17 protein-coding genes are annotated in these 19,612 nt (G+C 67.6%); 8 read left to right on the forward strand and 9 right to left on the reverse strand.

Annotated features, from left to right (window positions below; all coding sequences use genetic code 11):
• Window positions 1–393 precede the first annotated feature (393 nt).
• Window positions 394–1,821, reverse strand: coding sequence for an amino acid permease (locus N7573_RS17080; RefSeq protein WP_010482555.1), 1,428 nt, complete (start codon window positions 1,819–1,821; stop codon window positions 394–396).
• 82 nt (window positions 1,822–1,903) lie between these two features.
• Window positions 1,904–3,379: an amino acid permease gene (locus N7573_RS17085; protein WP_121503164.1), complete on the reverse strand. Its 1,476-nt coding sequence runs from the start codon at window positions 3,377–3,379 to the stop codon at window positions 1,904–1,906.
• A gap of 132 nt (window positions 3,380–3,511) precedes the next feature.
• On the opposite strand from N7573_RS17085, the gene N7573_RS17090 reads away from it, so the two are divergent.
• Window positions 3,512–4,126: an NUDIX hydrolase gene (locus N7573_RS17090; RefSeq protein ID WP_279913762.1), complete on the forward strand. Its 615-nt coding sequence runs from the start codon at window positions 3,512–3,514 to the stop codon at window positions 4,124–4,126.
• 78 nt (window positions 4,127–4,204) lie between these two features.
• On the opposite strand, the gene serA is transcribed toward N7573_RS17090, so the two are convergent.
• Window positions 4,205–5,446, reverse strand: coding sequence for a phosphoglycerate dehydrogenase (gene serA / locus N7573_RS17095; RefSeq protein ID WP_164080839.1), 1,242 nt, complete (start codon window positions 5,444–5,446; stop codon window positions 4,205–4,207).
• Between the two features lie 169 nt (window positions 5,447–5,615).
• Between serA and N7573_RS17100 the strand changes: the two genes are divergently transcribed.
• The 3 genes from N7573_RS17100 to N7573_RS17110 all read left to right on the forward strand — a co-directional run bounded on the left by N7573_RS17100 (window position 5,616) and on the right by N7573_RS17110 (window position 9,275).
• Window positions 5,616–7,004, forward strand: coding sequence for an FAD-binding oxidoreductase (locus tag N7573_RS17100; protein ID WP_049400143.1), 1,389 nt, complete (start codon window positions 5,616–5,618; stop codon window positions 7,002–7,004).
• Between the two features lie 62 nt (window positions 7,005–7,066).
• Window positions 7,067–7,366, forward strand: a complete 300-nt coding sequence (locus N7573_RS17105; protein ID WP_279943231.1) for a DUF2388 domain-containing protein — start codon at window positions 7,067–7,069, stop codon at window positions 7,364–7,366.
• Window positions 7,367–7,511: 145 nt separating this feature from the next.
• Window positions 7,512–9,275: a DUF4105 domain-containing protein gene (locus tag N7573_RS17110; RefSeq protein ID WP_279913577.1), complete on the forward strand. Its 1,764-nt coding sequence runs from the start codon at window positions 7,512–7,514 to the stop codon at window positions 9,273–9,275.
• Here the strand turns inward: N7573_RS17110 and N7573_RS17115 are convergent.
• Both N7573_RS17115 and N7573_RS17120 read right to left on the reverse strand, forming a co-directional pair.
• Entirely contained in the window at window positions 9,253–10,329 is a 1,077-nt protein-coding gene (locus N7573_RS17115; protein ID WP_032128780.1) for an ATP-binding protein, read from the reverse strand. The genes N7573_RS17110 and N7573_RS17115 overlap by 23 nt on opposite strands.
• Window positions 10,329–11,045 (reverse strand): response regulator, encoded by a 717-nt coding sequence (locus tag N7573_RS17120; protein WP_185959206.1) that lies wholly within the window; start codon window positions 11,043–11,045, stop codon window positions 10,329–10,331. Before N7573_RS17120 ends, N7573_RS17115 begins: the two co-directional genes overlap by 1 nt.
• Before the next feature lie 129 nt (window positions 11,046–11,174).
• On the opposite strand from N7573_RS17120, the gene N7573_RS17125 reads away from it, so the two are divergent.
• The 4 genes from N7573_RS17125 to N7573_RS17140 all read left to right on the forward strand — a co-directional run bounded on the left by N7573_RS17125 (window position 11,175) and on the right by N7573_RS17140 (window position 16,667).
• Window positions 11,175–12,323 (forward strand): efflux RND transporter periplasmic adaptor subunit, encoded by a 1,149-nt coding sequence (locus tag N7573_RS17125; protein ID WP_153854905.1) that lies wholly within the window; start codon window positions 11,175–11,177, stop codon window positions 12,321–12,323.
• Between the two features lie 36 nt (window positions 12,324–12,359).
• Window positions 12,360–15,509: a multidrug efflux RND transporter permease subunit gene (locus tag N7573_RS17130; RefSeq protein WP_279913574.1), complete on the forward strand. Its 3,150-nt coding sequence runs from the start codon at window positions 12,360–12,362 to the stop codon at window positions 15,507–15,509.
• Complete coding sequence (locus N7573_RS17135; protein ID WP_032128783.1) at window positions 15,490–15,882, forward strand: nuclear transport factor 2 family protein; 393 nt, start codon at window positions 15,490–15,492, stop codon at window positions 15,880–15,882. Before N7573_RS17130 ends, N7573_RS17135 begins: the two co-directional genes overlap by 20 nt.
• An 83-nt stretch (window positions 15,883–15,965) precedes the next feature.
• Window positions 15,966–16,667: an MliC family protein gene (locus N7573_RS17140; protein ID WP_279913575.1), complete on the forward strand. Its 702-nt coding sequence runs from the start codon at window positions 15,966–15,968 to the stop codon at window positions 16,665–16,667.
• Window positions 16,668–16,831: 164 nt separating this feature from the next.
• On the opposite strand, the gene yeiP is transcribed toward N7573_RS17140, so the two are convergent.
• The 4 genes from yeiP to N7573_RS17160 form a co-directional block, all read right to left on the reverse strand.
• Complete coding sequence (gene yeiP, locus N7573_RS17145; RefSeq protein WP_279943232.1) at window positions 16,832–17,398, reverse strand: elongation factor P-like protein YeiP; 567 nt, start codon at window positions 17,396–17,398, stop codon at window positions 16,832–16,834.
• 49 nt (window positions 17,399–17,447) lie between these two features.
• A complete protein-coding gene (locus N7573_RS17150) occupies window positions 17,448–18,218 on the reverse strand; it encodes an SDR family oxidoreductase (RefSeq protein WP_132810025.1) in 771 nt (256 codons plus the stop codon).
• A gap of 101 nt (window positions 18,219–18,319) precedes the next feature.
• Window positions 18,320–19,213 (reverse strand): hydroxymethylglutaryl-CoA lyase, encoded by an 894-nt coding sequence (locus N7573_RS17155; protein ID WP_132810026.1) that lies wholly within the window; start codon window positions 19,211–19,213, stop codon window positions 18,320–18,322.
• Complete coding sequence (locus tag N7573_RS17160; protein WP_279913341.1) at window positions 19,210–19,611, reverse strand: VOC family protein; 402 nt, start codon at window positions 19,609–19,611, stop codon at window positions 19,210–19,212. Before N7573_RS17160 ends, N7573_RS17155 begins: the two co-directional genes overlap by 4 nt.
• Window position 19,612 lies beyond the last annotated feature (1 nt).

Consider the following 19,612-nt stretch of genomic DNA (forward strand, 5'->3'; position numbering starts at 1 on the left):
CCTGCACGGCCCACCCTCCCCGCCTCTGACAGGTTCCGGCGTGCGGCCAGCCACGGAGTGAAGAAGGAAAAGCGAAAAGCGGGTCGCTTCGCTGCGCTTGCTCGGAGCGGAGCATGGCTCCGCTCTACAGAATCATTGATTCCGGAATATTCGTTCATGAGAACGCTCCATCCACGCATGGCGTGGATCTACCGGACGTGCCAGGAGACTGTCGGAGGCGGGGAGGGGGGAGGTTGCGGGGGCGTGAGCCGCATGGATGCGACGACCGAGCTTACAGGGATGTACTTGCAGCGTCCCCCGCAATCTCCCCCCTCCCCGCCAAACCCTCAGCCCAGCTCTTGTCGTTGCTCCGGCTTCAAAGGCGGGTGCAGGGCCGCAGGCCCTGCAATCCCTTTACTTACCCCGCAGGCGGCTGTGCCTGAACCCGTAGCAGAAATAGATCACGAAGCCGACGAACGTCCACACCCCCATCAGCATCCAGTTGTGCATCGTCATCGCCGACAGCAGGGCAAGGCAACTCAGCACGCCCAGGCTGCAGATCAGCCACGCCATCGGCATGCGGAACGGACGCGGCAGGTCCGGCTGGGTGCGGCGCAGGATCAGCACGCCGGCGCACACGGCAGCGAACGCGATCAGCGTGCCCATCGAGGTCAGCTCGCCGAGGATGTCCAGCGGGAACAGCGCCGCCAGCAGGGCGATGCCGATACCGGTGATCACCGTGTTGATGTGCGGGGTACGGTACTTCGGGTGGATCTTGGTGAACACCGGCGGCAGCAGGCCGTCGCGGCCCATGATCATGAAGATGCGCGGCTGGCCGATGATCATCACCAGCACCACCGAAGACAGGCCGACCAGCGCGCCGACCTCGACCACCCAGCGCAGCCAGCCCAGCTGCGGATGCGCCGCCACCGCGGTCACCACCGGCTCGTCGGTGCCCAGCAGCTGGAACGGCACCAGGCCGGTCATCACTGCGGCCATCGCGATGTACAGCACGGTGCAGATCACCAGCGACAGCATCATGCCGAACGGCATGTCGCGCTGCGGGTTCTTCGATTCCTGCGCCGCCACCGACACCGCCTCGAAACCGATGTAGGCGAAGAACACCATCGCCGCGCCACGCAGCACGCCTTCCATGCCGTACTTGCCGGGGCCTTCGTTGGCCGGAATGAACGGGGTCCAGTTGCTGGTGTCCACGTACTTCCAGCCGACCACGATGACCAGCAGGATCAGGCCGGTCTTCAGCACGACCATTGCCATGTTCATCGCCGAGGACTTGCTGATGCCGACGTAGCACAGCCAGGTCAGCAGCAGCACCAGTGCGGCGGCGGGCAGGTTGGCGATCGCGCCGGTCGGGCGCAGCTGCGCGTCGAGTGGCGCGCTGACCAGCGCCGCCGGTAGATGGATGTCGAACTGGCTGAGCAGGCTGAGGAAATAGCCGGTCCAGCTGACCGCGACCGCGGAGGCGGAGACGCCGTATTCGAGCACCAGCATCCAGCCGATGAACCAGGCCGAGAGCTCGCCGAAGGTGGCGTAGGTATAGGTGTAGGCGCTGCCGGAAACCGGCACCATCGAGGCGAATTCCGCGTAGGCCAGCGCGCAGAAGGCGCAGCAGATGGCGGCCAGTACGAAGGACAGCATGATGGCCGGGCCGGCGTGGTTGGCGGCGGCCTGGCCGGTGATGACGAAGATGCCGCCGCCGATCACCGCGCCGATACCCAGGGCAGTCAGCCCCCAGGGGCCGAGGTGGCGGCGCAGGCTCAGGCCGTTGGCGTCTTCATGGGCGGCATGCGGGTGCTTGGTGGCCCACAGTTGCTTGAACATGTGTGGTGGTCTTGTCGAAGCGCGCCATGACCGGCGCGCGGGGAAAACGGACGGGCCGGCGCGAGGCCGGCCCGTAGGCGGATCAGGGCGACTTGGCCAGCTTGCTGTTGCGGATGCCGTAGCCCAGGTAGATCAGGAGGCCGAGCAGCGTCCAGCCAACGAACAGGTGCCAGTGCACCACGAACGCCTGCCAGAACAGGAACAGGCAGGTGGCTGCGCCGAGGGGGCAGATGATCCAGACCGCCGGCACGCGGAACGGGCGGTGGATCTCCGGCTTGGTATAGCGCAGCACCAGCACGCCGATGCAGACCGTGGCGAAGGCCAGCAGGGTGCCCATCGAGACCAGTTCGCCCAGCACGTTCAGCGGTACCAGGCCGGCCAGTGCCGCGGCGATCACGCCGACCACGATGGTGGCGACGTACGGGGTGCGGAAGCGGGCGTGGACCCTGCCGAAGAACTTCGGCAGCAGGCCGTCGCGGGAGATGGTGTAGGCGATGCGGGTCTGGCCCATCATCATCACCAGCACCACCGAGGACAGGCCGGCGATGGCGCCGATCTCGACCAGGGTCTTCAGCCAGGACAGGGTCGGGTAGGGTTCCAGCGCGGTGGCCACCGGCTTGTCGGTGCCCAGCAGGTGGTACGGCATCATGCCGGTCAGCACCGCGCAGACGATGATGTAGACGATGGTGCACACCGCCAGCGAGCCGAGCAGGCCGATCGGCATGTTGCGCTGCGGGTCCTTGGTTTCGCCGGCGGCGGTGGAGACCGCATCGAAGCCGATGTAGGCGAAGAACACGATGGTGGCCGCACGGAACACGCCGCTCCAGCCGAACTCACCCGCCACGCCGGTGTTTTCCGGGATGAACGGCTGCCAGTTGGCCGGGTCGATGTGGGCCGCGCCGATGCCGATGAACAGGCAGATGACGGTGACCTTGATCGCCACGATGATCGCGTTGACGAAGGCCGATTGGGTCACGCCCACGTACAGCAGGCCGGACACCGCCGCCACGATCAGCACGGCCGGCAGGTTGAACAGCTTGCCCGACGCGATGAACTCGCTGCCGGTCCAGGCAATCGGGGCCGCGCTCAGGGCATCCGGGAACGGCATGTGCAGCGTGGTGGTGATGAAGCTGATCAGGTACGCCGACCAACCCACCGCGACCGAGGCCGAGGCGAACAGGTATTCCAGCACCAGGCACCAGCCGATGAACCAGGCCATGCCCTCGCCGAGGGTGGCGTAGGAGTAGGAGTAGGCGCTGCCGGAGACCGGCATCATCGCCGCGAATTCGGCGTAGCACAGGCCCGCCAGGGCGCAGGCGAAACCGGCGATGACGAACGACAGCATCACTGCCGGGCCAGCGTGGTTGGCCGCAGCCTGGCCGGTCAGCACGAAGATACCTGCGCCGATCACCGCACCCACGCCAAGCAGGATGAGGTGTTTAGCCGTGAGGGTCCGTTTCAACGTGGCTTCGCCGTCCAGGCTGCCTTCGATGGGTTCGCCAGCATCGACGTGCCCGGCCGGTTCAACCGGCTTGACCCTCAACAGAGCTTTCAGCATGCAGTACTTCCTAGTGATCGGATTGGGTGGGCCGCCGATACGTTGCCGGCAACCCTGGATGGTGAAGGCCGCGCGAACGGCCCGCTGTACCTTAGCCAAAGCTGAAGCCAACGCACAAGCGCAATCGCAACAATGAACGGCGATAATGAGCAGTATTTTTCCAAACGCCGCCCATTCATGAGCCAGACCGCCGAAACCCTTGCCCTGCTTGACGATCGCCTGCGTGGCCTGCTGCGGGACTATGCCCGGCGCGAGCCCGCCCACGACGCACTGGCTGCCGAATTCGGCACATTGTTGGACGATCCGGAAGATCCGTTCCGGCGCGAGCGCCTGGCCGGCCACTTCACCGCCAGCTGCTGGCTGGTCAGTGCCGACGGCCAGCGCCTGCTGCTGACCCATCACCGCAAGCTGCAGCGCTGGCTGCAGCTGGGCGGCCACGCCGACGGCGATCGTGACCTGGCCCAGGTGGCGCTGAAGGAGGCCGAAGAAGAATCGGGCCTGAGCGGCCTGGTGCTGGAAGACCCGACCATCTTCGATCTGGACAAGCATTGGATTCCGGAGCGCAAGGACGTGCCGGGACACTGGCACTACGACGTGCGTTTCGTGATCCGCGCGCTGGGCGGCGAAGCCTTCGTGCTCAGCGAGGAGTCACTCGACCTGGCCTGGCGGCCGGTGACCGAGGTCGCCGCCGATCCGGAATCTGACGAATCCATGCAGCGCATGGCCCGTCGCTGGCTGGCACGTTGAGGTAAAAGGGGACGGAGGGGATTAAGTCGTTTATGGCGCATGTGCGGCAAACGACTTAATCCCCTCCGTCCCCTTTTCTCAGTACAGAATGCGCGTGCGCAGCGTGCCCGGGATCGCGGCCAGCTCGTCGCGCACGGCGGCGGCCTGTTCCTCGCTGGCGGTGATGTCGATCACCACGTAGCCCACCTTCGGGTCGGTGCGCAGGAACTGGCCGTCGATGTTGACGTTGTGGCGCGAGAAGATCTCGTTGACCTTGGACAGCACGCCCGGCACGTTCTGGTGGATGTGCAGCAGGCGCAGGCTGTCGGCGTGCTCGGGCAGGGTCACTTCCGGGAAATTGACCGCCGACAGGGTGCTGCCGTTGTCGCTGTAGCGCACCAGCTTGGCGGCCACTTCAACGCCGATGTTGTCCTGCGCCTCCAGCGTGCTGCCGCCCACGTGCGGGGTCAGGATCACGTTGTCGTGGCGGGTCAGCGGCGATTCGAAGATATCGCCATTGCCCTTCGGTTCGACCGGGAACACGTCCAGCGCGGCGCCGCCGACGTGGCCGCTGGCCAGGGCCGCGTCCAGCGCATCGATGTCGACCACGGTGCCGCGCGCGGCGTTGATCAGGTGCGCGCCCTTGCGCATCTTCGCCAGCTCGGTGCTGCCGATCATCCACTGCGTGGACGGGGTCTCCGGCACGTGCAGGGTGACGATGTCGGCACGCGCCAGCAGGTCGTCCAGGCTGGCCGCTGAACGGGCATTGCCCAGTGCCAGCTTGGTTTCCACGTCGTGGAAGATCACCTGCATGCCCAGCGATTCGGCCAGCACGCCGACCTGGGTGCCGATGTGGCCGTAACCGATGATGCCCAGCGTCTTGCCGCGCACTTCATGGCTGCCGCTGGCCGACTTCGACCAGCCGCCGCGATGGCATTCGGCGTTCTTCTGCGGAATGCCGCGGGTCAGCATGATCGCCTCGGCGATCACCAGTTCGGCCACGCTGCGGGTGTTGGAGTACGGCGCGTTGAACACCGGGATGCCGGCCAGCTCGGCCGCGTCCAGGTCGACCTGGTTGGTGCCGATGCAGAAGCAGCCCACCGCGATCAGGCGCTTGGCCTCGGCCAGCACTTCGGCGCTGAGCTGGGTGCGCGAACGGATGCCGACGATGTGCGCCTCGGCGATGCGCGCCTTCAGTTCGTCCTCGGGCAGCGCCTTGGTGTGCGCTTCGATCTGGCTGTAGCCGGCGGCGCTGAATACCTCCACGGCGGTCTGGCTGACCCCCTCCAGCAACAGCACGCGGATATCCTGCTTCGGGAACGAGGTCTTCTTCGGCGACATGGGGCGACACGGCCAGTGGGACAGGGGCTGACCACTATGCCAGATCGCAGCGACCATGGTGCAGTGCGCAATTGGTTGCATCCGTAGCTATCTGCACGGCTGCGGGGCTGGACGCTGGCGCGTGCCGCTGGCACGCTTGCCCGTTCTTCACGCACCGCGCTGGACCGTCATGACCGATTCCCGCATTGCCTCGCTGCAACAGGCCTGCCCCGGCTTGAAGCTGAAGACCGATCCGTCCGACCTGGAGCATTACGGGCGCGACTGGACCCGGCGCTGGACGCCGGCGCCGCTGGCGATCGCACTGCCGGCCACGGTCGAGGAAGTGCAGGCGGTGATGCGCTGGAGCGCAGGCGAGGGCGTGGCCGTGGTGCCGTCCGGTGGCCGCACCGGCCTCTCGGGTGGCGCGGTGGCCGCCAACGGCGAGCTGGTGCTCAGCCTGGAACGGATGAACAAGGCGCTGGCCTACGACGCGGTCGATCGCACCCTGGTGGTGCAGGCCGGCATGCCACTGGAGGCCGTGCACAACGCCGCGCTGGACCACGGCCTGATCTACCCGGTGGATTTCGCCGCGCGCGGGTCCTGCTCGATCGGCGGCAACATCGCCACCAATGCCGGTGGCATCCGCGTGATCCGCTACGGCAACACCCGTGAGTGGATCGCGGGACTGAAGGTGGTCACCGCTGACGGCGAGTTGCTGGAACTCAACAAGGGGCTGATCAAGAACTCCAGCGGCTACGACTTCCGCCAGCTGCTGATCGGCTCGGAAGGCACGCTGGGCGTGATCGTCGAAGCCACGGTGAAATTGACCGATCCGCCGCCGGCCAGCAATGTGATGCTGCTGGCCGTACCCAGCTTCGAGGTGCTGATGCAGGTATTCGCCGCGTTCCGCGCGCGCCTGCAGCTGCAGGCCTTCGAATTCTTCACCGACCGGGCGCTGGAGCACGTGCTGGCGCATGGCGCGCAGGCGCCGTTCGACGAAGTGCACCCGTATTACGTGGTGACCGAGTTCGCGGCCGGCGACGAGGCCCAGGAAGCGGCGGCGATGGCCGCGTTCGAGGACTGCATGGGCAATGGCTGGGTCAGCGATGGCGTGATCAGTGCCAGCGACGCGCAGGCCGCGCAGCTGTGGCGCCTGCGCGAAGGCATCACTGAGTCGCTTGCCCGTTACAAGCCCTACAAGAACGATGTTTCGGTGCGGATCTCGTCGATGCCGGCGTTCCTGGCCGAGACCCAGGCGCTGATCGGGCAGGCCTATCCGCATTTCGACGTGGTCTGGTTCGGCCACATCGGTGACGGCAATCTGCACATCAATGTGCTTAAGCCGGACGACACCAGCGACGCTGATTTCGTGGCGCAATGCGAGCACGTAACCAAGCTGTTGGCGCAGGTGCTGGCCCGCTTCGATGGCAGCATCTCGGCCGAGCACGGCATCGGCCTGGTCAAGAAGGGCTACCTGGACAGCACTCGCGGCCCGGCCGAGATCGCGCTGATGAAGGCGGTCAAACGCGCGTTCGATCCCCAAGCGCGGCTGAATCCCGGCAAGCTGTTCGACGTTTGAGTCGGGCAAATCCTTCACGTACCCGTTACGCTCCACGCTTCCTAACAACCGGCTTTGAACCGATGACCCGTCCGCTTCTGCTGCTTGCCCTGCTGTCCCTGCCGCTGGCCGGCTTCGCTTCCAGCTTCGCCGGCACCTCGGCCGGCTCGGCCACCGGTGCGTCCTCCGGTTCCTCGGGCAGCAGCTCGGGCGATGACAAGGTGGTGCTGGCTGCGCGCGACGATGCCGCCGCGTTCGTCGCCAGCGACGGCCAGATCCGTGGCGCTCGCCTGCAGGCGGCGCTTGTCCACCTGCGTGAGCAGAGCACTGCCGCACACCAGCAGAGCGACCTGGAACTGGCCCGCGCGCTGCTGGCGCGTTGATCCGGGCTGCATGACCTCGGCGTCATCGCTTTCTGTAGAGCCGAGCCATGCTCGGCTGAACGCCCAGCGCACGCGGATCCCAACAGCAGCCGAGCATGGCTCGGCTCTACAGTGGTTTGGGCGGTGGAACGCGGCCACGCACGGCGTGGCTCTACTGCTGATCGCTCACGTCGCGCACGCGGCTGACCGCCTGCAGCTCGATCCTGCAGGGCTGAGCCCTGCACAGCAGCAGGTGGCGACGCAGACCCTGGCCGACGTGCAGTCATTGTTGCCAGATGGCCTGCTGCGCGCCCTGCCGGCGCAGGTGCAGGTGCGCTGGAGTGATGGCCTTCCCGCCGAGGTGCATGGCCGCGCCTTCGCCGGCCGCATCACGTTGCGCCGCGATCTGCTGGATGACGGCATGCCCGGCGCCCGGCGCGCACGCCGCAGCGCGCTGGTACACGAACTGAGCCATGTTGCCGACCGTACGGGGGCGAACTGGTCGCGCAGTGTGCGCTGGCGTGATCTGGCCGGGTGGCAGCGCAAGCCGTGGCATCTCGGCCGTGGCGGCAATGACTTCCGAGACCGTAGTCCCGATGCGTATGAACTGAAAGATCCGGCCGAGTACCTGGCAGTGAACGCCGAGCATTTCGTGCTCGACAGCGAGTTTGCCTGCCGGCGCCCGGCACTGGCGCAGTGGTACCAAGCCCATTTCGGAACCCCGCCGTCGCTGCCGCAGTCGCACTGCGCGACCACGTTGCCACTGCTGCAGGCCGAACCGGAAGAGGGTGCGGCGTCGTTGCTGCACCTCGACCCGGCACGCGTCTACGCGGTGGACTACCTGTTTGCCGAAGGCAGCGCGCAGCCGATGAGCCGCTGGGGCCACAGCATGCTGCGGCTGGTGATCTGCCGGCCGGGCCGTGCGCCGGGGCCGGACTGTCGCCTGGACCTGGAATACCACCGTGTGCTTTCGTTCCGTGCCTTCGTTGGTGACGTGCAGATTTCCAACTGGCGTGGCCTTACCGGTGGCTACCCGTCGCGACTGTTCGTGCTGCCGCTGCAGCAGGTAGTGGACGAGTACACCAAGGTCGAGCTGCGCGGGTTGCAGTCGCTGCCGTTGCAGTTGTCGCCCGGCGAGATCGCCAGCCTGCTCGAGCGCACTGCGCAGGTGCACTGGAGCTATGACGGGCGCTATTACTTCGTCAGCAACAACTGCGCGGTGGAAACCGCCAAGCTGCTGCAGGCGGGTGTGCCGCGGCTGGGCGAGGCCGGGCTGGCCCAGCTGAGTCCGCGTGGTTTGAAGCGTCGGCTGTCGCAGCTGCATGTGCTGGACGAGCAGGTACTCACGGACCGCAATGCAGCACAGGCGCAGGGTTACTACTTCGCCTCGGCACGCGATCACTACCAGCAGTTGTTCGGCGTGGCGGCAGCCCAGCTGGCATTGCCCGCACGCGATGTACGCGGCTGGTTGAAGCTGCCCGCACAGCAGCGTGCGCTGTGGTTGCTGCAGGGCGACCTGCGCGCAAGCGCCGGCCTGCTGCTGCTGGAACAGGCTGCGCAACGCCGCGCCGAGCTGCGCGCGCGCGATGTGCTGAAACGGCGCCTGCTGGCCGCACCGGACAGTGCCGAGACCCGGGGCCTGCGCCAGTTGCTGGAGCAGGGTGGGCAATGGCTGCGCCCGGGTACGCTGCTGGCGGACGGCGGCTACGGGTTGCCGCTGGCCGATGAGCAGGCGGTGCTGGCCGAAGCGGTTGCCACCGCCAGCGCACAGGCGGTGCCGGCCTGGCAGGCGCTGCGCGTACAGCTGCGTCAGCAGCTGCCGGAGAAGCAGCGCAACGAAATGGATGCGATCGACGCCAACCTCGCTGCGCTCGGTGCCCGCCTGCGGGAACAGGCAGCCACGCCGGCTATTGGCGCGGCAGCTCGATAACGAAACGGCTGCCACCAGCGTTGCCCGCCGTGCAGTAGACGCGGCCGCCGTGCGCGTCGGCGATGGCCTTGACCACCGCCAGGCCGAGCCCGCTACCGCCACCCTGGCGCGAACGCGAACCGTCGGCACGCATGAACGGAGAGAAGATGTCGGCGTGCAGCTCAGGGTCGATGCCCGGGCCCTCATCCTCGATCGCTACCTGCACATGGCCCGGTGTGTCATGCACGGCAATCCGCACCTTGCCCGGGCTGGCATAGCGGCGCGCGTTCTCCAGCAGTGCCAGCAATGCCTGGCGCAGGCGGGTCGGGTCGCAGTGCGCGTTGTGTTCTTCGCGGCTGGTTTCCAGCTCCAGCACGAAGCCGGCGGCGCGGAACTGGGGATCGACCAGGGTCATCACCGAATGCACTTCGGCCACCACGTCGGTACGTGCGCGGCGCACGTCCAGCCGCGCATTGTCGGACAGGCTCAGCACGCGCAGATCCTCGATCAGTCGTGACAGGCCCTCGACCTGGGCGAGCAGGCTGCGGAACTGTGATTCGTCCGGCTGGAAGACGCCCTCGGCCAGGCCCTGCAGGCGGCCGCGCAGGATCGTCACCGGAGTCCGCAGTTCATGGGCGATGGCTGCATGCCACATCGCACGCTCGCTCTCCACGTGCTGCAGCCGCCGCGCCATGGCATTGAAGTCCTCGACCAAGGTGGCCACTTCGCCCGGCGAGTTTTCCTCGACGCTGGCACGGGCACCGAGGTCGCCGCCCGCGAGCGCGCGCACGCTGTCCACCAGCGAATTCAACGGCGACAGGATGCGATGGGCAAGACGGAACGAGGCGGCAATGGCCAGCGCCAGGCCGGTCAGGATCACGCCGACCATCCATGCCAGTTCAGGGCCGGTCGGCAGCCAGCTTTCCGGCTCCTCGGTAGTGCCGGGGAAGAATTCGACCAGGACCGCATACAGCAGCCACGATGACAGGATCATCATCACGATGACGCCGATCACCATCAGCGACATCGAGACGATGATGTGGCGGCTGAGCCCGGAGCGGCGCAGGCGGGCCATCAGCGGTCGGCCATCAACCGGTAGCCGACGCCACGCACGCTGGCCGGCACATTGACCATGCCCACTTCATCCAGCTTGCGGCGCAGCTTGCTGACATGGCTGTCGACCGTGCGCTCCAGCGCCTCGCTTTCCGGCAGGCATTCGTGCATCAGTTCGCTGCGGCTGAAGATGCGGGTCGGCGCCAGCGCCATGCAGTGCAGCAGCTTGAACTCGGTGAGCGTGAGCAGCACTTCGTGGCTGTAGCCTTCGCCTTCCACGTGTACGGCGTGGGTGGCCGAGTCGATCAGCAGCGGGCCCGCCCGCAGCGCGGTCGGGGCATCCACGCGCGAGGCGCGCAACGTACGCCGCAGCACGGCGCGCACGCGCGCCGCCACTTCGGCCGGATTGAATGGTTTGACCACGTAGTCATCAGCGCCCATGCGCAGTGCGGTCAGCTTGTCCAGGTCCTGGTCCAGTGCGGTCAGCATGATCACCGGCGTCTCGCCGCGCTGGCGCAGCTGGGTCAGCACGCTCCAGCCATCCAGCCGCGGCAGCTGCACGTCGAGCAGGACCAGGTCGGGGCGGGCGCTGCGATGCAGGTCCAGTGCGCTGTGGCCGTCGGCGGCGCGCAGCGTACGCAGTCCTTCGCGTTCCAGATAGGCGGTGAGAATATCGGCGATCTCGGCCTCATCCTCGACGATCAGGACGAGGGCGGCGAGGGCAGGGGAGGCATGCATGCAGGGGCGGGGCCTTAAGGTGCTTGCCTCCATCGTATCTCCACAGTTCCTCCATCGAAACCCCATCATCGCCACGCACACTGGGTTCTTCAGAACCTTTCAGCCGCCTGCGCGGCATTGTGCACAGCAATGAGAACCTTCAGGACTCCGGTCGCGTTGATCGCGGCCCTCGCCTTGGCCATGACGGCCTGCTCCACCCCCGAAGCCGCGCCGGAAGCCGCACCCCGCGTCAGCGTGGTCGCCGTCGGCCCACAGGTGGTGCAGCGTGACGACGAACTGCCTGGCCGCGTGGCCGCCGTGCGCACCGCGCAGATCCGAGCGCAGGTGGGGGGCATCGTGCAGCGCCGCCTGTTCGAACAGGGCGCCGAAGTGGCCGCCGGCCAGCCTCTTTTCCAGATCGATCCGGCGGCATTCCGCGCCGATGTCGATTCGGCGTTGGCCGCGCTGCAGCGCAGTGAAGCGGCGCTGGGCCGCAGTCGCGTGCAGTCGCAGCGCCTGCACGCCCTGGCTGCCGCGCAGGCGGTCAGCCAGCAGCATCGCGACGACGCCAGTGCCGAGTACGAGCAGGCGCGCGCGGCGGTGAATGAAGCGCGCGCGATCCTGTCCCGTCGCCAGCTCGACCTGCGCTATGCGACGGTCAGCGCACCGATTGCCGGCCGTATCGATCAGGCATTGGTCACCGAAGGTGCGCTGGTGGGCGTGGCCGATGCCGAGCCGATGGCGGTGGTGCAGCAGATCGACCAGGTCTACGTGGACGTGCGCCAGCCGGCGGCGCAGCTGGAGTCGCTGCAGCGCAGTGCCGCCGGTGGTGGCGAGCTGCCGGTGACGATCATCGGTGCCGCCGGCAAGCCGCTGCCCGAGCGCGGCCAGCTGCTGTTCTCCGGCATCAATGTCGATGCACGCACCGGCGATGTGATCCTGCGCATCCTGGTCGACAACCCGCAGCGCCAGCTGTTGCCCGGCATGTACGTGCGCGCGAAGGTGCCACGCGGTGCCCCGGCCAGTGCACTGACCGTGCCGCAGCAGGCCGTGCTGCGCAGTGCTGGCGGCCAGGCCTACGCCTGGGTGATCGGCGCCGACGGCAAGGCGGTGATCCGCACGCTGGAGGTGGACGGCAGCGTTGATCGCCAGTGGCTGGTGCGTACCGGCCTGAAGGCGGGCGAGAAGGTGGTGGTCGAGGGCCAGGAGCGCCTGCAGGAAGGCGTGGTGGTCGATGCGCGCGACTGGCAGAGGCCGGTCGCCAGCGCCGGTGCGATGCAGGCCGGCAGCAAGGGCTGAGCCTTTCCCGGGCCGGTCCCTCCAGGGAAATCCAACATGGCACGTTTCTTCATTGATCGCCCGGTGTTCGCCTGGGTGCTGGCGATCTTCATCATCCTGGCCGGCGTGTTGGCGATTCCGCGGCTCGCCGTGGAGCGCTATCCGGCGGTTGCGCCGCCGAGCGTCAGCATCTATGCCAGCTACCCGGGTGCCAGCCCGCAGACGCTGAACGATGCGGTGGTCGGCCTGATCGAGCGCGAGCTGTCCAGCGTCAAGCACCTGTTGTACTTCGAGTCGTCGGTGGACACCTCCGGCGAAGCCTCGATCACCGCCACCTTCAAGCCCGGCACCAATCCGGAGCTGGCGCAGGTGGACGTGCAGAACCGGATCAAGGCGATCGAGCCGCGCCTGCCGCGCAGCGTGCGCCAGAACGGCCTGTTCGTGGAGGCCGCTGATTCCGGCTTCCTGATGCTGGTCGGCCTGCGTTCGCCGGATGCCAGCGTCAGCGAGGCGGCGCTGGGCGATTTCATGGCGCGCAACATCATCGAAGAGCTGCGCCGCATCGATGGCGTCGGCCGCGTGCAGTTGTTCGGTGCCGAGCAGGCGATGCGCGTGTGGCTGGACCCGACCCGGTTGACCGGCTACGGCCTGACCATGGGCGATGTGGCCGCCGCCATCGAGCAGCAGAACCTGGAGATCTCGCCGGGACGCATTGGTGATTCGCCGGGTGTTCCAGGCCAGCGCATCACCGTGCCGCTCAGCGCCGAGGGCCAGTTGTCCACGCCGGAACAGTTCGCCGCCATCGTGCTGCGTGCCGGGGCCGACGGTTCACGGGTGGTGCTGGGCGATGTCGCCCGCGTTGAACTGGGCGCGCAGAGCTATGCCTGGGGCACCCGCGAGGACGGCCATCCGGCCACCGCCGCCGGCGTGCAGCTGCGTCCCGGCGCGAACGCGGTGCGTACCGCGTCGGCGGTGCGTGAGCGCATGGCCGAACTGGCGCCGCTGCTGCCACGCGGCGTGGAATCGAGCATTCCGTTCGACACCGCGCCGTTCGTCAAGATCTCGATCCAGAAGGTGGTGCAGACGCTGCTGGAGGCGATGCTGCTGGTGTTCGCGGTGATGTACCTGTTCCTGCAGAACTGGCGCTACACGCTGATTCCGGCGCTGGTCGCACCGATCGCGCTGCTCGGCACCTTCGCGGTGATGCTGGCACTGGGCTTCTCGATCAACGTGCTGACCATGTTCGGCATGGTGCTGGCGATCGGCATCATCGTCGACGACGCCATCGTGGTGGTCGAGGGCGTGGAACGGATCATGGCCGAGGAGGGCCTGCCGCCGCGCGAGGCCACCATCAAGGCGATGCGCGAGCTGACCGGTGCGGTGATCGGCATCACCCTGGTGCTGACCGCCGTGTTCATTCCGATGGCCTTGGCCAGCGGCTCGGTGGGCGCGATCTACCGCCAGTTCACCGTGGCGATGGCAGTGTCGATCCTGTTCTCGGCGCTGCTGGCATTGAGTCTGACGCCGGCGCTGTGCGCGACCCTGCTGCGCCCGAACACCCATGGCCACCATGGTCGGGGCGGTCTGTTCGGCGCCTTCAATCGTGGCTTCGAGGCGATGACCGGGCGCTACCAGCGTGGCGTGGCCTCGGTGCTGCAGCGAAGCGGGCGGGTGATGGGCGTGTTCGCCGCACTGGTAGTGGCGCTGCTGCTGGGCCTGCACTGGCTGCCGGGCGCATTCCTGCCCGAAGAGGACCAGGGCTATTTCATGACCTCGATCCAGCTGCCGGCCGAAGCCACCGCCGAGCGCACGCTGGCCGTGGTCGAAGCCTACGAACGGCATGTGGCCTCGCGCCCAGGCATCGGCTCCAATCAGTCGATCCTTGGCTACAGCTTCTCTGGCTCCGGCCCGAGCGCGGCGCTGACCTACACCATGCTCAAGGATTGGGGCGAGCGCGCAGGCGCCACCGCGGCCGGCGAGGTGGAGGCCGCGCAGAAGGCGATGTCCACGATTGCCGAGGGCGAGGTGATGAGCGTGATGCCGCCGGCGATCGACAGCCTGGGCCGTTCGTCCGGGTTCTCGCTCGCCCTGCAGGCGCGCACCGGGCAGAGCCAGGCCGAGCTGCGCGCGGCCCTGCAGCAGCTGCTGAAGCTGGCCGAGGCCAGCCCGCTGCTGTCCGAGGTGCATGCCGATGGCCTGCCGGCCGGCACCAGCGTGCGGCTGGACATCGACCGGGCCAAGGCCGAGGCGATGGGCGTGGGCTTCGAACACATCAGCAGCACGCTGTCGGCTGCGATGGGCTCGCAGTACGTCAATGACTTCCCCAACAAGGGCCGGTTGCAGCAGGTGATCCTGCAGGCAGACGCCTCGCACCGGATGGAACTGGAGGACGTGCTGAAGCTGTACGTGCGGAACAGCGAGGGCGGCATGGTGGCGCTGTCCGAACTGGTGACCCCGCACTGGACCGAGGCGCCGCTGCAGCTGCAGCGCTATCTCGGCTTCCCGGCGCTGAATCTGTCCGGCGCCCCGGCCTCCGGCGTGTCGACCGGCCAGGCGATGGCGGAGATGGAGCGGTTGGCGGAGAAGCTGCCGTCCGGCTTCGCTCTGCAATGGACCAGCCAGTCGCTGCAGGAGCGCGAATCCGGTGCGCAGGCGCCGTGGCTTTTGCTGCTGTCGATGCTGGTGGTGTTCCTGGTGCTGGCGGCGCTGTACGAGAGCTGGTCGATTCCGCTGGCGGTGATGCTGGTGGTGCCGCTGGGCCTGCTCGGCGCGGTCGCCGCCGTGTTGTTGCGCGGCATGCCCAACGACGTGTTCTTCAAGGTCGGCATGATCACGGTGATCGGGCTGTCGGCGAAGAACGCGATCCTCATCGTCGAGTTCGCACGCCAGCTGCAGCAGCAGGGCCGTGGCCTGGTCGAAGCGGCCTTGGAGGCGGCACGGCTGCGCCTGCGGCCGATCGTGATGACCTCGCTGGCGTTCGCGCTGGGCGTGGTGCCGCTGATGCTGGCGCAGGGCGCATCGAAGGAAACCCAGCAGGCGATTGGAACCGGCGTGTTCGGCGGCATGGTCAGTGCGACCGTGCTGGCGGTGTTCTTCGTGCCGGTCTTCTATGTAGTAGTGCAGGGCGCGCGGCAGTGGATCGCGCAACGCCTGCGCAGGCGCCGGCCGATGCCGGAAGGATCCGTGGATGGAACGGGACATCGTTGAAGACCTGCATGAGCGGCAGCTGGCAGCGCTGGAACAGCGCCTGCGGCAGGCATTGCTGGATGACGACCACGATGCGCTGACCGCGCTGGTATCGCCGGCCTTGTTCATGATGGACGGGCAGGGCGGGCGCATGCTCGATCTGCCCTGGCTGGGCGACTGGCTGGCCGGGAACCTGCGGGTGAGCAGCCTGCAATCGTACGCGGTGGAAACGCTGCTGTGCGGACGCCTGGCATTGTTGTCCAGCGACGTGCGCTTGTCGGTGCGCGGGCAGGGCCAGGAGCGCGAGCTGAAACTGCGCCTGCTGCGGGTCTGGACCTGCAGTTCCGGCGACAGCGGCGCGCAGCTGCTGTCGATGGCGGTACTGGCCGCATGAACGCGGTCAGGCCGCTTTCAGGCCCCGCTCACCGGCAGGTGGTAGGGTCGAAGATCTCTGTAGTGTCGACAAGGAGTCGAGCCATGCGTGTAGTCCCCAGTCTGTTGGCAGCCTCCCTCGGGTTGGTCCTGGCCGCGTGCCAGCCGGCACAGCCACCCGCTGCGGGCGGCACTGATGCCGCGCCGCCGGCCGCGCCCGAACCGGCTGCCAGCACCGGCGCCGGTACCGGCAGCGAGACCATGTACCGGTGTGGTGATCTGAGCGTGCGCGCGACCTTCAATGGCGAGGATGCGGCCACGGTGGTGATCGGCGACCGTACCTTCGCCATGACCTCCGAGCGTGCGGCGTCGGGTGCCAAGTACGGCGATGGCAAGGGCAACAGCTTCTGGACCAAGGGCAGCGATGACGGCCTGTTGAGCCTGAAGGGCGAAGCCGATCGCGAGTGCCATGCGGTCGAAGCCACCGAAGGCGATGGCAGTGCCGGCAATGCCGCGTTCCGTGCCACCGGCAACGAGCCGGGGTGGCTTGCGGTCGTTGATGGCGACACGCCGGGCCTGCAGGTGGAAGTCGACTATGGCGAGCGCCGCTTCGATGTGGCCAAACCCACCGAAGGCGCTGACGGCTGGAGTGGCAAGGCGTCCGACGGTACCGACGTCAAGCTCAGCTTCCAGCGCACCACCTGCCAGGATGACATGAGTGGCGAGGCATTCGATGCCAAGGTGAACCTGACCATCGGCACCCGCCAGTACCACGGTTGTGGCAACTTCGGCGCGAAGCAGCCGTAAGCTCTCTGTAGAGCCGAGCCCACGCTCGGCTGCTGTGTGCATTGGACAGGCACTGCAGCCGAGCGTGGGCTCGGCTCTACACAACCGCTGTCGCCGATGATCCGTCCGCTGCCTGCGGCGAACACGCCGCAAGCAGGGACGGGCAGCCGATCAGCGCAAGGCGCTTAGTCGGCACGGCCAGCGAATTCGCCGGTGGCGGTGTTCACCAGCACGCGCTCGCCGTTGACGATGTACTCCGGCACCATGATTTCGATGCCGGTGTTGAGCTTGGCCGGCTTCGGGCGCTTGGTGGCGGTGCCGCCCTTCAGTTCCGGCGGCGTCTCGATCACTTCCAGCACCACCGAGGCCGGCAGCTGGATCGCCACCGGCTGCTCGTCGATCACCTGCACGTAGATGCCGGTCAGGCCGACGGTGATGTAGCCGGCGTCGTCGCCGATCACGTCCGCGTCCAGGGTGTACGGGGTGTAGTCCTCGTCATCGAGGAACACGAAGGCATCGCCGTCCTTGTACGAATAGGTGGACTGGCGGCGCAGCAGTTCGACTTCGACCAGGTTGTCGTCGGCATCGAAGCTGGCGTCGAGCTTGTTGCCGCCCGGCACGCTGTACATGATGAAGCGGAAGCGGACGTTGCCGCCGCGACCCTGCGGCGAGCTGCGCTCGATGTCGCGGATCTGGTACACGCCGTTGTTGTACTCGACGACGTTGCCCTTCTTGATGTCGTTGGCTTTCATGGTGATCTAGGTCGTTGGGGGAGGGCGCCGTCCCGGCGCCCGGGGGGAATCACTTCGGAGCGAGGCGGGTAGCGCCGTCCAGGCGGATGGTCTCGCCATTGAGGTAGGTGTTGCCGAGGATGAAGCCAACCAGGCTGGCGAAGTCTTCCGGCTTGCCCAGGCGTGACGGGAACGGGATCGACGCGGCCAGTGACTGCTGCACCGCCTCGGGCATGCCGTCGACCATCGGCGTCCAGAACACGCCTGGAGCAATCGTATTGACGCGGATGCCGAAGCGCGACAGTTCGCGCGCCATCGGCAGCGTCATCGACACCACGCCGCCCTTGCTGGCGGCGTACGCGGCCTGGCCGATCTGGCCTTCGTAGGCGGCGATGCTGGCGGTATTGATGATCACGCCGCGCTCGCCGTCGGTGCCGGCTTCGTTGTGCTGCATGCGGTTGGCCGCGGCCTTTGCAACGTTGAAGCTACCGACCAGGTTGACCATCACCGTGCCCTGGAAGCCGGCCAGCGGCATCGGCCCTTCTTTGCCCAGCACGCGGCCGGCGCCGAGGATGCCGGCGCAGTTCATCGCCACGTTCAGGCCACCGAGGAACTCGTGGGCCTGGTCGATGGCTGCCGAAACGGCCGCTTCATCGCTGACGTTGACGTTGAAATAGCGGGCCTTGTCGGCACCCAGCCCGGCAACGGCAGCAGCACCCTTGTCGTCGTTGAGGTCGAACAGGGCCACCTTGCCGCCCTGGGCGACGAGGTGCTGGGCCACGGCCAGGCCGAGGCCGGAGACGCCGCCAGTGATCACGGCACGTACGGAAGACAGCTGCATTGCACGGTCCTGCAGGTTCGAGAACCGCCGATTCTAACGGAAGCCGCGACCGCCGCTGTTGTGCACTGCGCCGCCCAACGGAGGGCGGCGCAGAACCTGGATCAGCTGGCCGCCAATGCCTGGCCGGTGCGGCTGGCAGTGGCGCGGCCGAGCAGGCCGGCCAGCCAGCGGCCGGTCTCGGCCAGTGCAGGCAGGTCCACGCCGCTGTCCAGGCCCAGGCCCTGCAGCAGGTAGACCACGTCCTCGCTGGCGACATTGCCGCTGGCGCCCTTGGCATACGGGCAGCCACCGGCGCCAGACACCGCGCTGTCGACCACGCGCACGCCTTCTTCCAGGCAGGTGGCGATGTTGGCGATGGCCTGGCCATAGGTGTCGTGGAAGTGCACGGCCAGTGCGGCCATCGGAATCTCGGCGGCAACCGCCTGCAGCATCGCCCGGGCCTTGCGCGGGGTGCCGACGCCGATGGTGTCGCCCAGCGAGATTTCGTAACAGCCCATCTGATGCAGGGCGCGCGCCACCCGCACCACGTCGGCCAGCGGCACCTCGCCCTGGTAAGGGCAGCCGAGCACGGTGGACACGTAACCGCGCACGCGCACGCCATCGGCGGCGGCGCGGCGCAGGATCGGCTCGAACCGGGCCAGCGATTCGTCGATGCCTGCATTGGTGTTGGTGCGGTTGAACGCCTCCGAGGCGGCGGTGAACACCGCCACTTCCTCCACGCCCACCGCACGGGCGCGGTCGTAGCCCTGTTCGTTCGGCACCAGCACCGGGTAGTGGATGCCGGGCCGGCGCTGGATGCCGGCGTAGACCTCGGCGGCATCGGCCAGCTGCGGGATCCACTTCGGGCTGACGAAGCTGGTCGCCTCGATGCTGCGCAGGCCGGTGGCCGACAGGCGGTTGATCAGTTCGATCTTGTCGGCTGTGGACACCGACTGCTTTTCGTTCTGCAGACCGTCACGCGGGCCGACCTCGACGATGCGGACGTAGTCGCTCATGCGGCCACCTCGTCGGCAGGGCGGTGGCATACCGCCTCGATGTTGTTGCCATCCGGGTCGAGCACGAAGGCGCCGTAGTAGTCGGGGTGGTACCACGGGCGCAGGCCCGGCGCGCCGTTGTCGCGACCGCCGGCGGCGAGAGCAGCGGCATGGAAGGCGTCCACCTGGGGGCGGCTGGCGCAGGCGAAGGCCACGTGCACACCGTGGCTGGCGGTGCCGCCATTGCCGAGCCAGAAGAACGGCTTGCCCTCGCTGCCGAAGCCGATGTGGTCGTGCGCGCCGGTCTGTTCGGCGGTGACTTCCATCACCACGCCGATCTGCAGCGGCGCCAGCGCCTGCAGGAAGAAGGTCTTGCTGCGCGCCAGGTCGGCGCTGGTCAAACCAAGATGATCGAGCATG

It is taken from the genome of Stenotrophomonas sp. GD04054, assembly GCF_029836955.1.
GTDB lineage: Bacteria > Pseudomonadota > Gammaproteobacteria > Xanthomonadales > Xanthomonadaceae > Stenotrophomonas > Stenotrophomonas maltophilia_A.

Bases quoted from the DNA above. Each gene is read 5' to 3' on its own strand.
- yeiP (WP_279943232.1), bottom strand. From the start codon at position 17,398: ATGAAAGCCAACGACATCAAGAAGGGCAACGTCGTCGAGTACAACAAC.
- N7573_RS17140 (WP_279913575.1), top strand. From the start codon at position 15,966: ATGCGTGTAGTCCCCAGTCTGTTGGCAGCCTCCCTCGGGTTGGTCCTG.
- N7573_RS17100 (WP_049400143.1), top strand. From the start codon at position 5,616: ATGACCGATTCCCGCATTGCCTCGCTGCAACAGGCCTGCCCCGGCTTG.
- N7573_RS17135 (WP_032128783.1), top strand. From the start codon at position 15,490: ATGGAACGGGACATCGTTGAAGACCTGCATGAGCGGCAGCTGGCAGCG.
- N7573_RS17080 (WP_010482555.1), bottom strand. From the start codon at position 1,821: ATGTTCAAGCAACTGTGGGCCACCAAGCACCCGCATGCCGCCCATGAA.
- serA (WP_164080839.1), bottom strand. From the start codon at position 5,446: ATGTCGCCGAAGAAGACCTCGTTCCCGAAGCAGGATATCCGCGTGCTG.
- N7573_RS17115 (WP_032128780.1), bottom strand. From the start codon at position 10,329: ATGGCCCGCCTGCGCCGCTCCGGGCTCAGCCGCCACATCATCGTCTCG.
- N7573_RS17090 (WP_279913762.1), top strand. From the start codon at position 3,512: ATGAACGGCGATAATGAGCAGTATTTTTCCAAACGCCGCCCATTCATG.
- N7573_RS17120 (WP_185959206.1), bottom strand. From the start codon at position 11,045: ATGCATGCCTCCCCTGCCCTCGCCGCCCTCGTCCTGATCGTCGAGGAT.
- N7573_RS17085 (WP_121503164.1), bottom strand. From the start codon at position 3,379: ATGCTGAAAGCTCTGTTGAGGGTCAAGCCGGTTGAACCGGCCGGGCAC.
- N7573_RS17155 (WP_132810026.1), bottom strand. From the start codon at position 19,213: ATGAGCGACTACGTCCGCATCGTCGAGGTCGGCCCGCGTGACGGTCTG.
- N7573_RS17130 (WP_279913574.1), top strand. From the start codon at position 12,360: ATGGCACGTTTCTTCATTGATCGCCCGGTGTTCGCCTGGGTGCTGGCG.
- N7573_RS17105 (WP_279943231.1), top strand. From the start codon at position 7,067: ATGACCCGTCCGCTTCTGCTGCTTGCCCTGCTGTCCCTGCCGCTGGCC.
- N7573_RS17150 (WP_132810025.1), bottom strand. From the start codon at position 18,218: ATGCAGCTGTCTTCCGTACGTGCCGTGATCACTGGCGGCGTCTCCGGC.
- N7573_RS17160 (WP_279913341.1), bottom strand. From the start codon at position 19,611: ATGCTCGATCATCTTGGTTTGACCAGCGCCGACCTGGCGCGCAGCAAG.
- N7573_RS17125 (WP_153854905.1), top strand. From the start codon at position 11,175: ATGAGAACCTTCAGGACTCCGGTCGCGTTGATCGCGGCCCTCGCCTTG.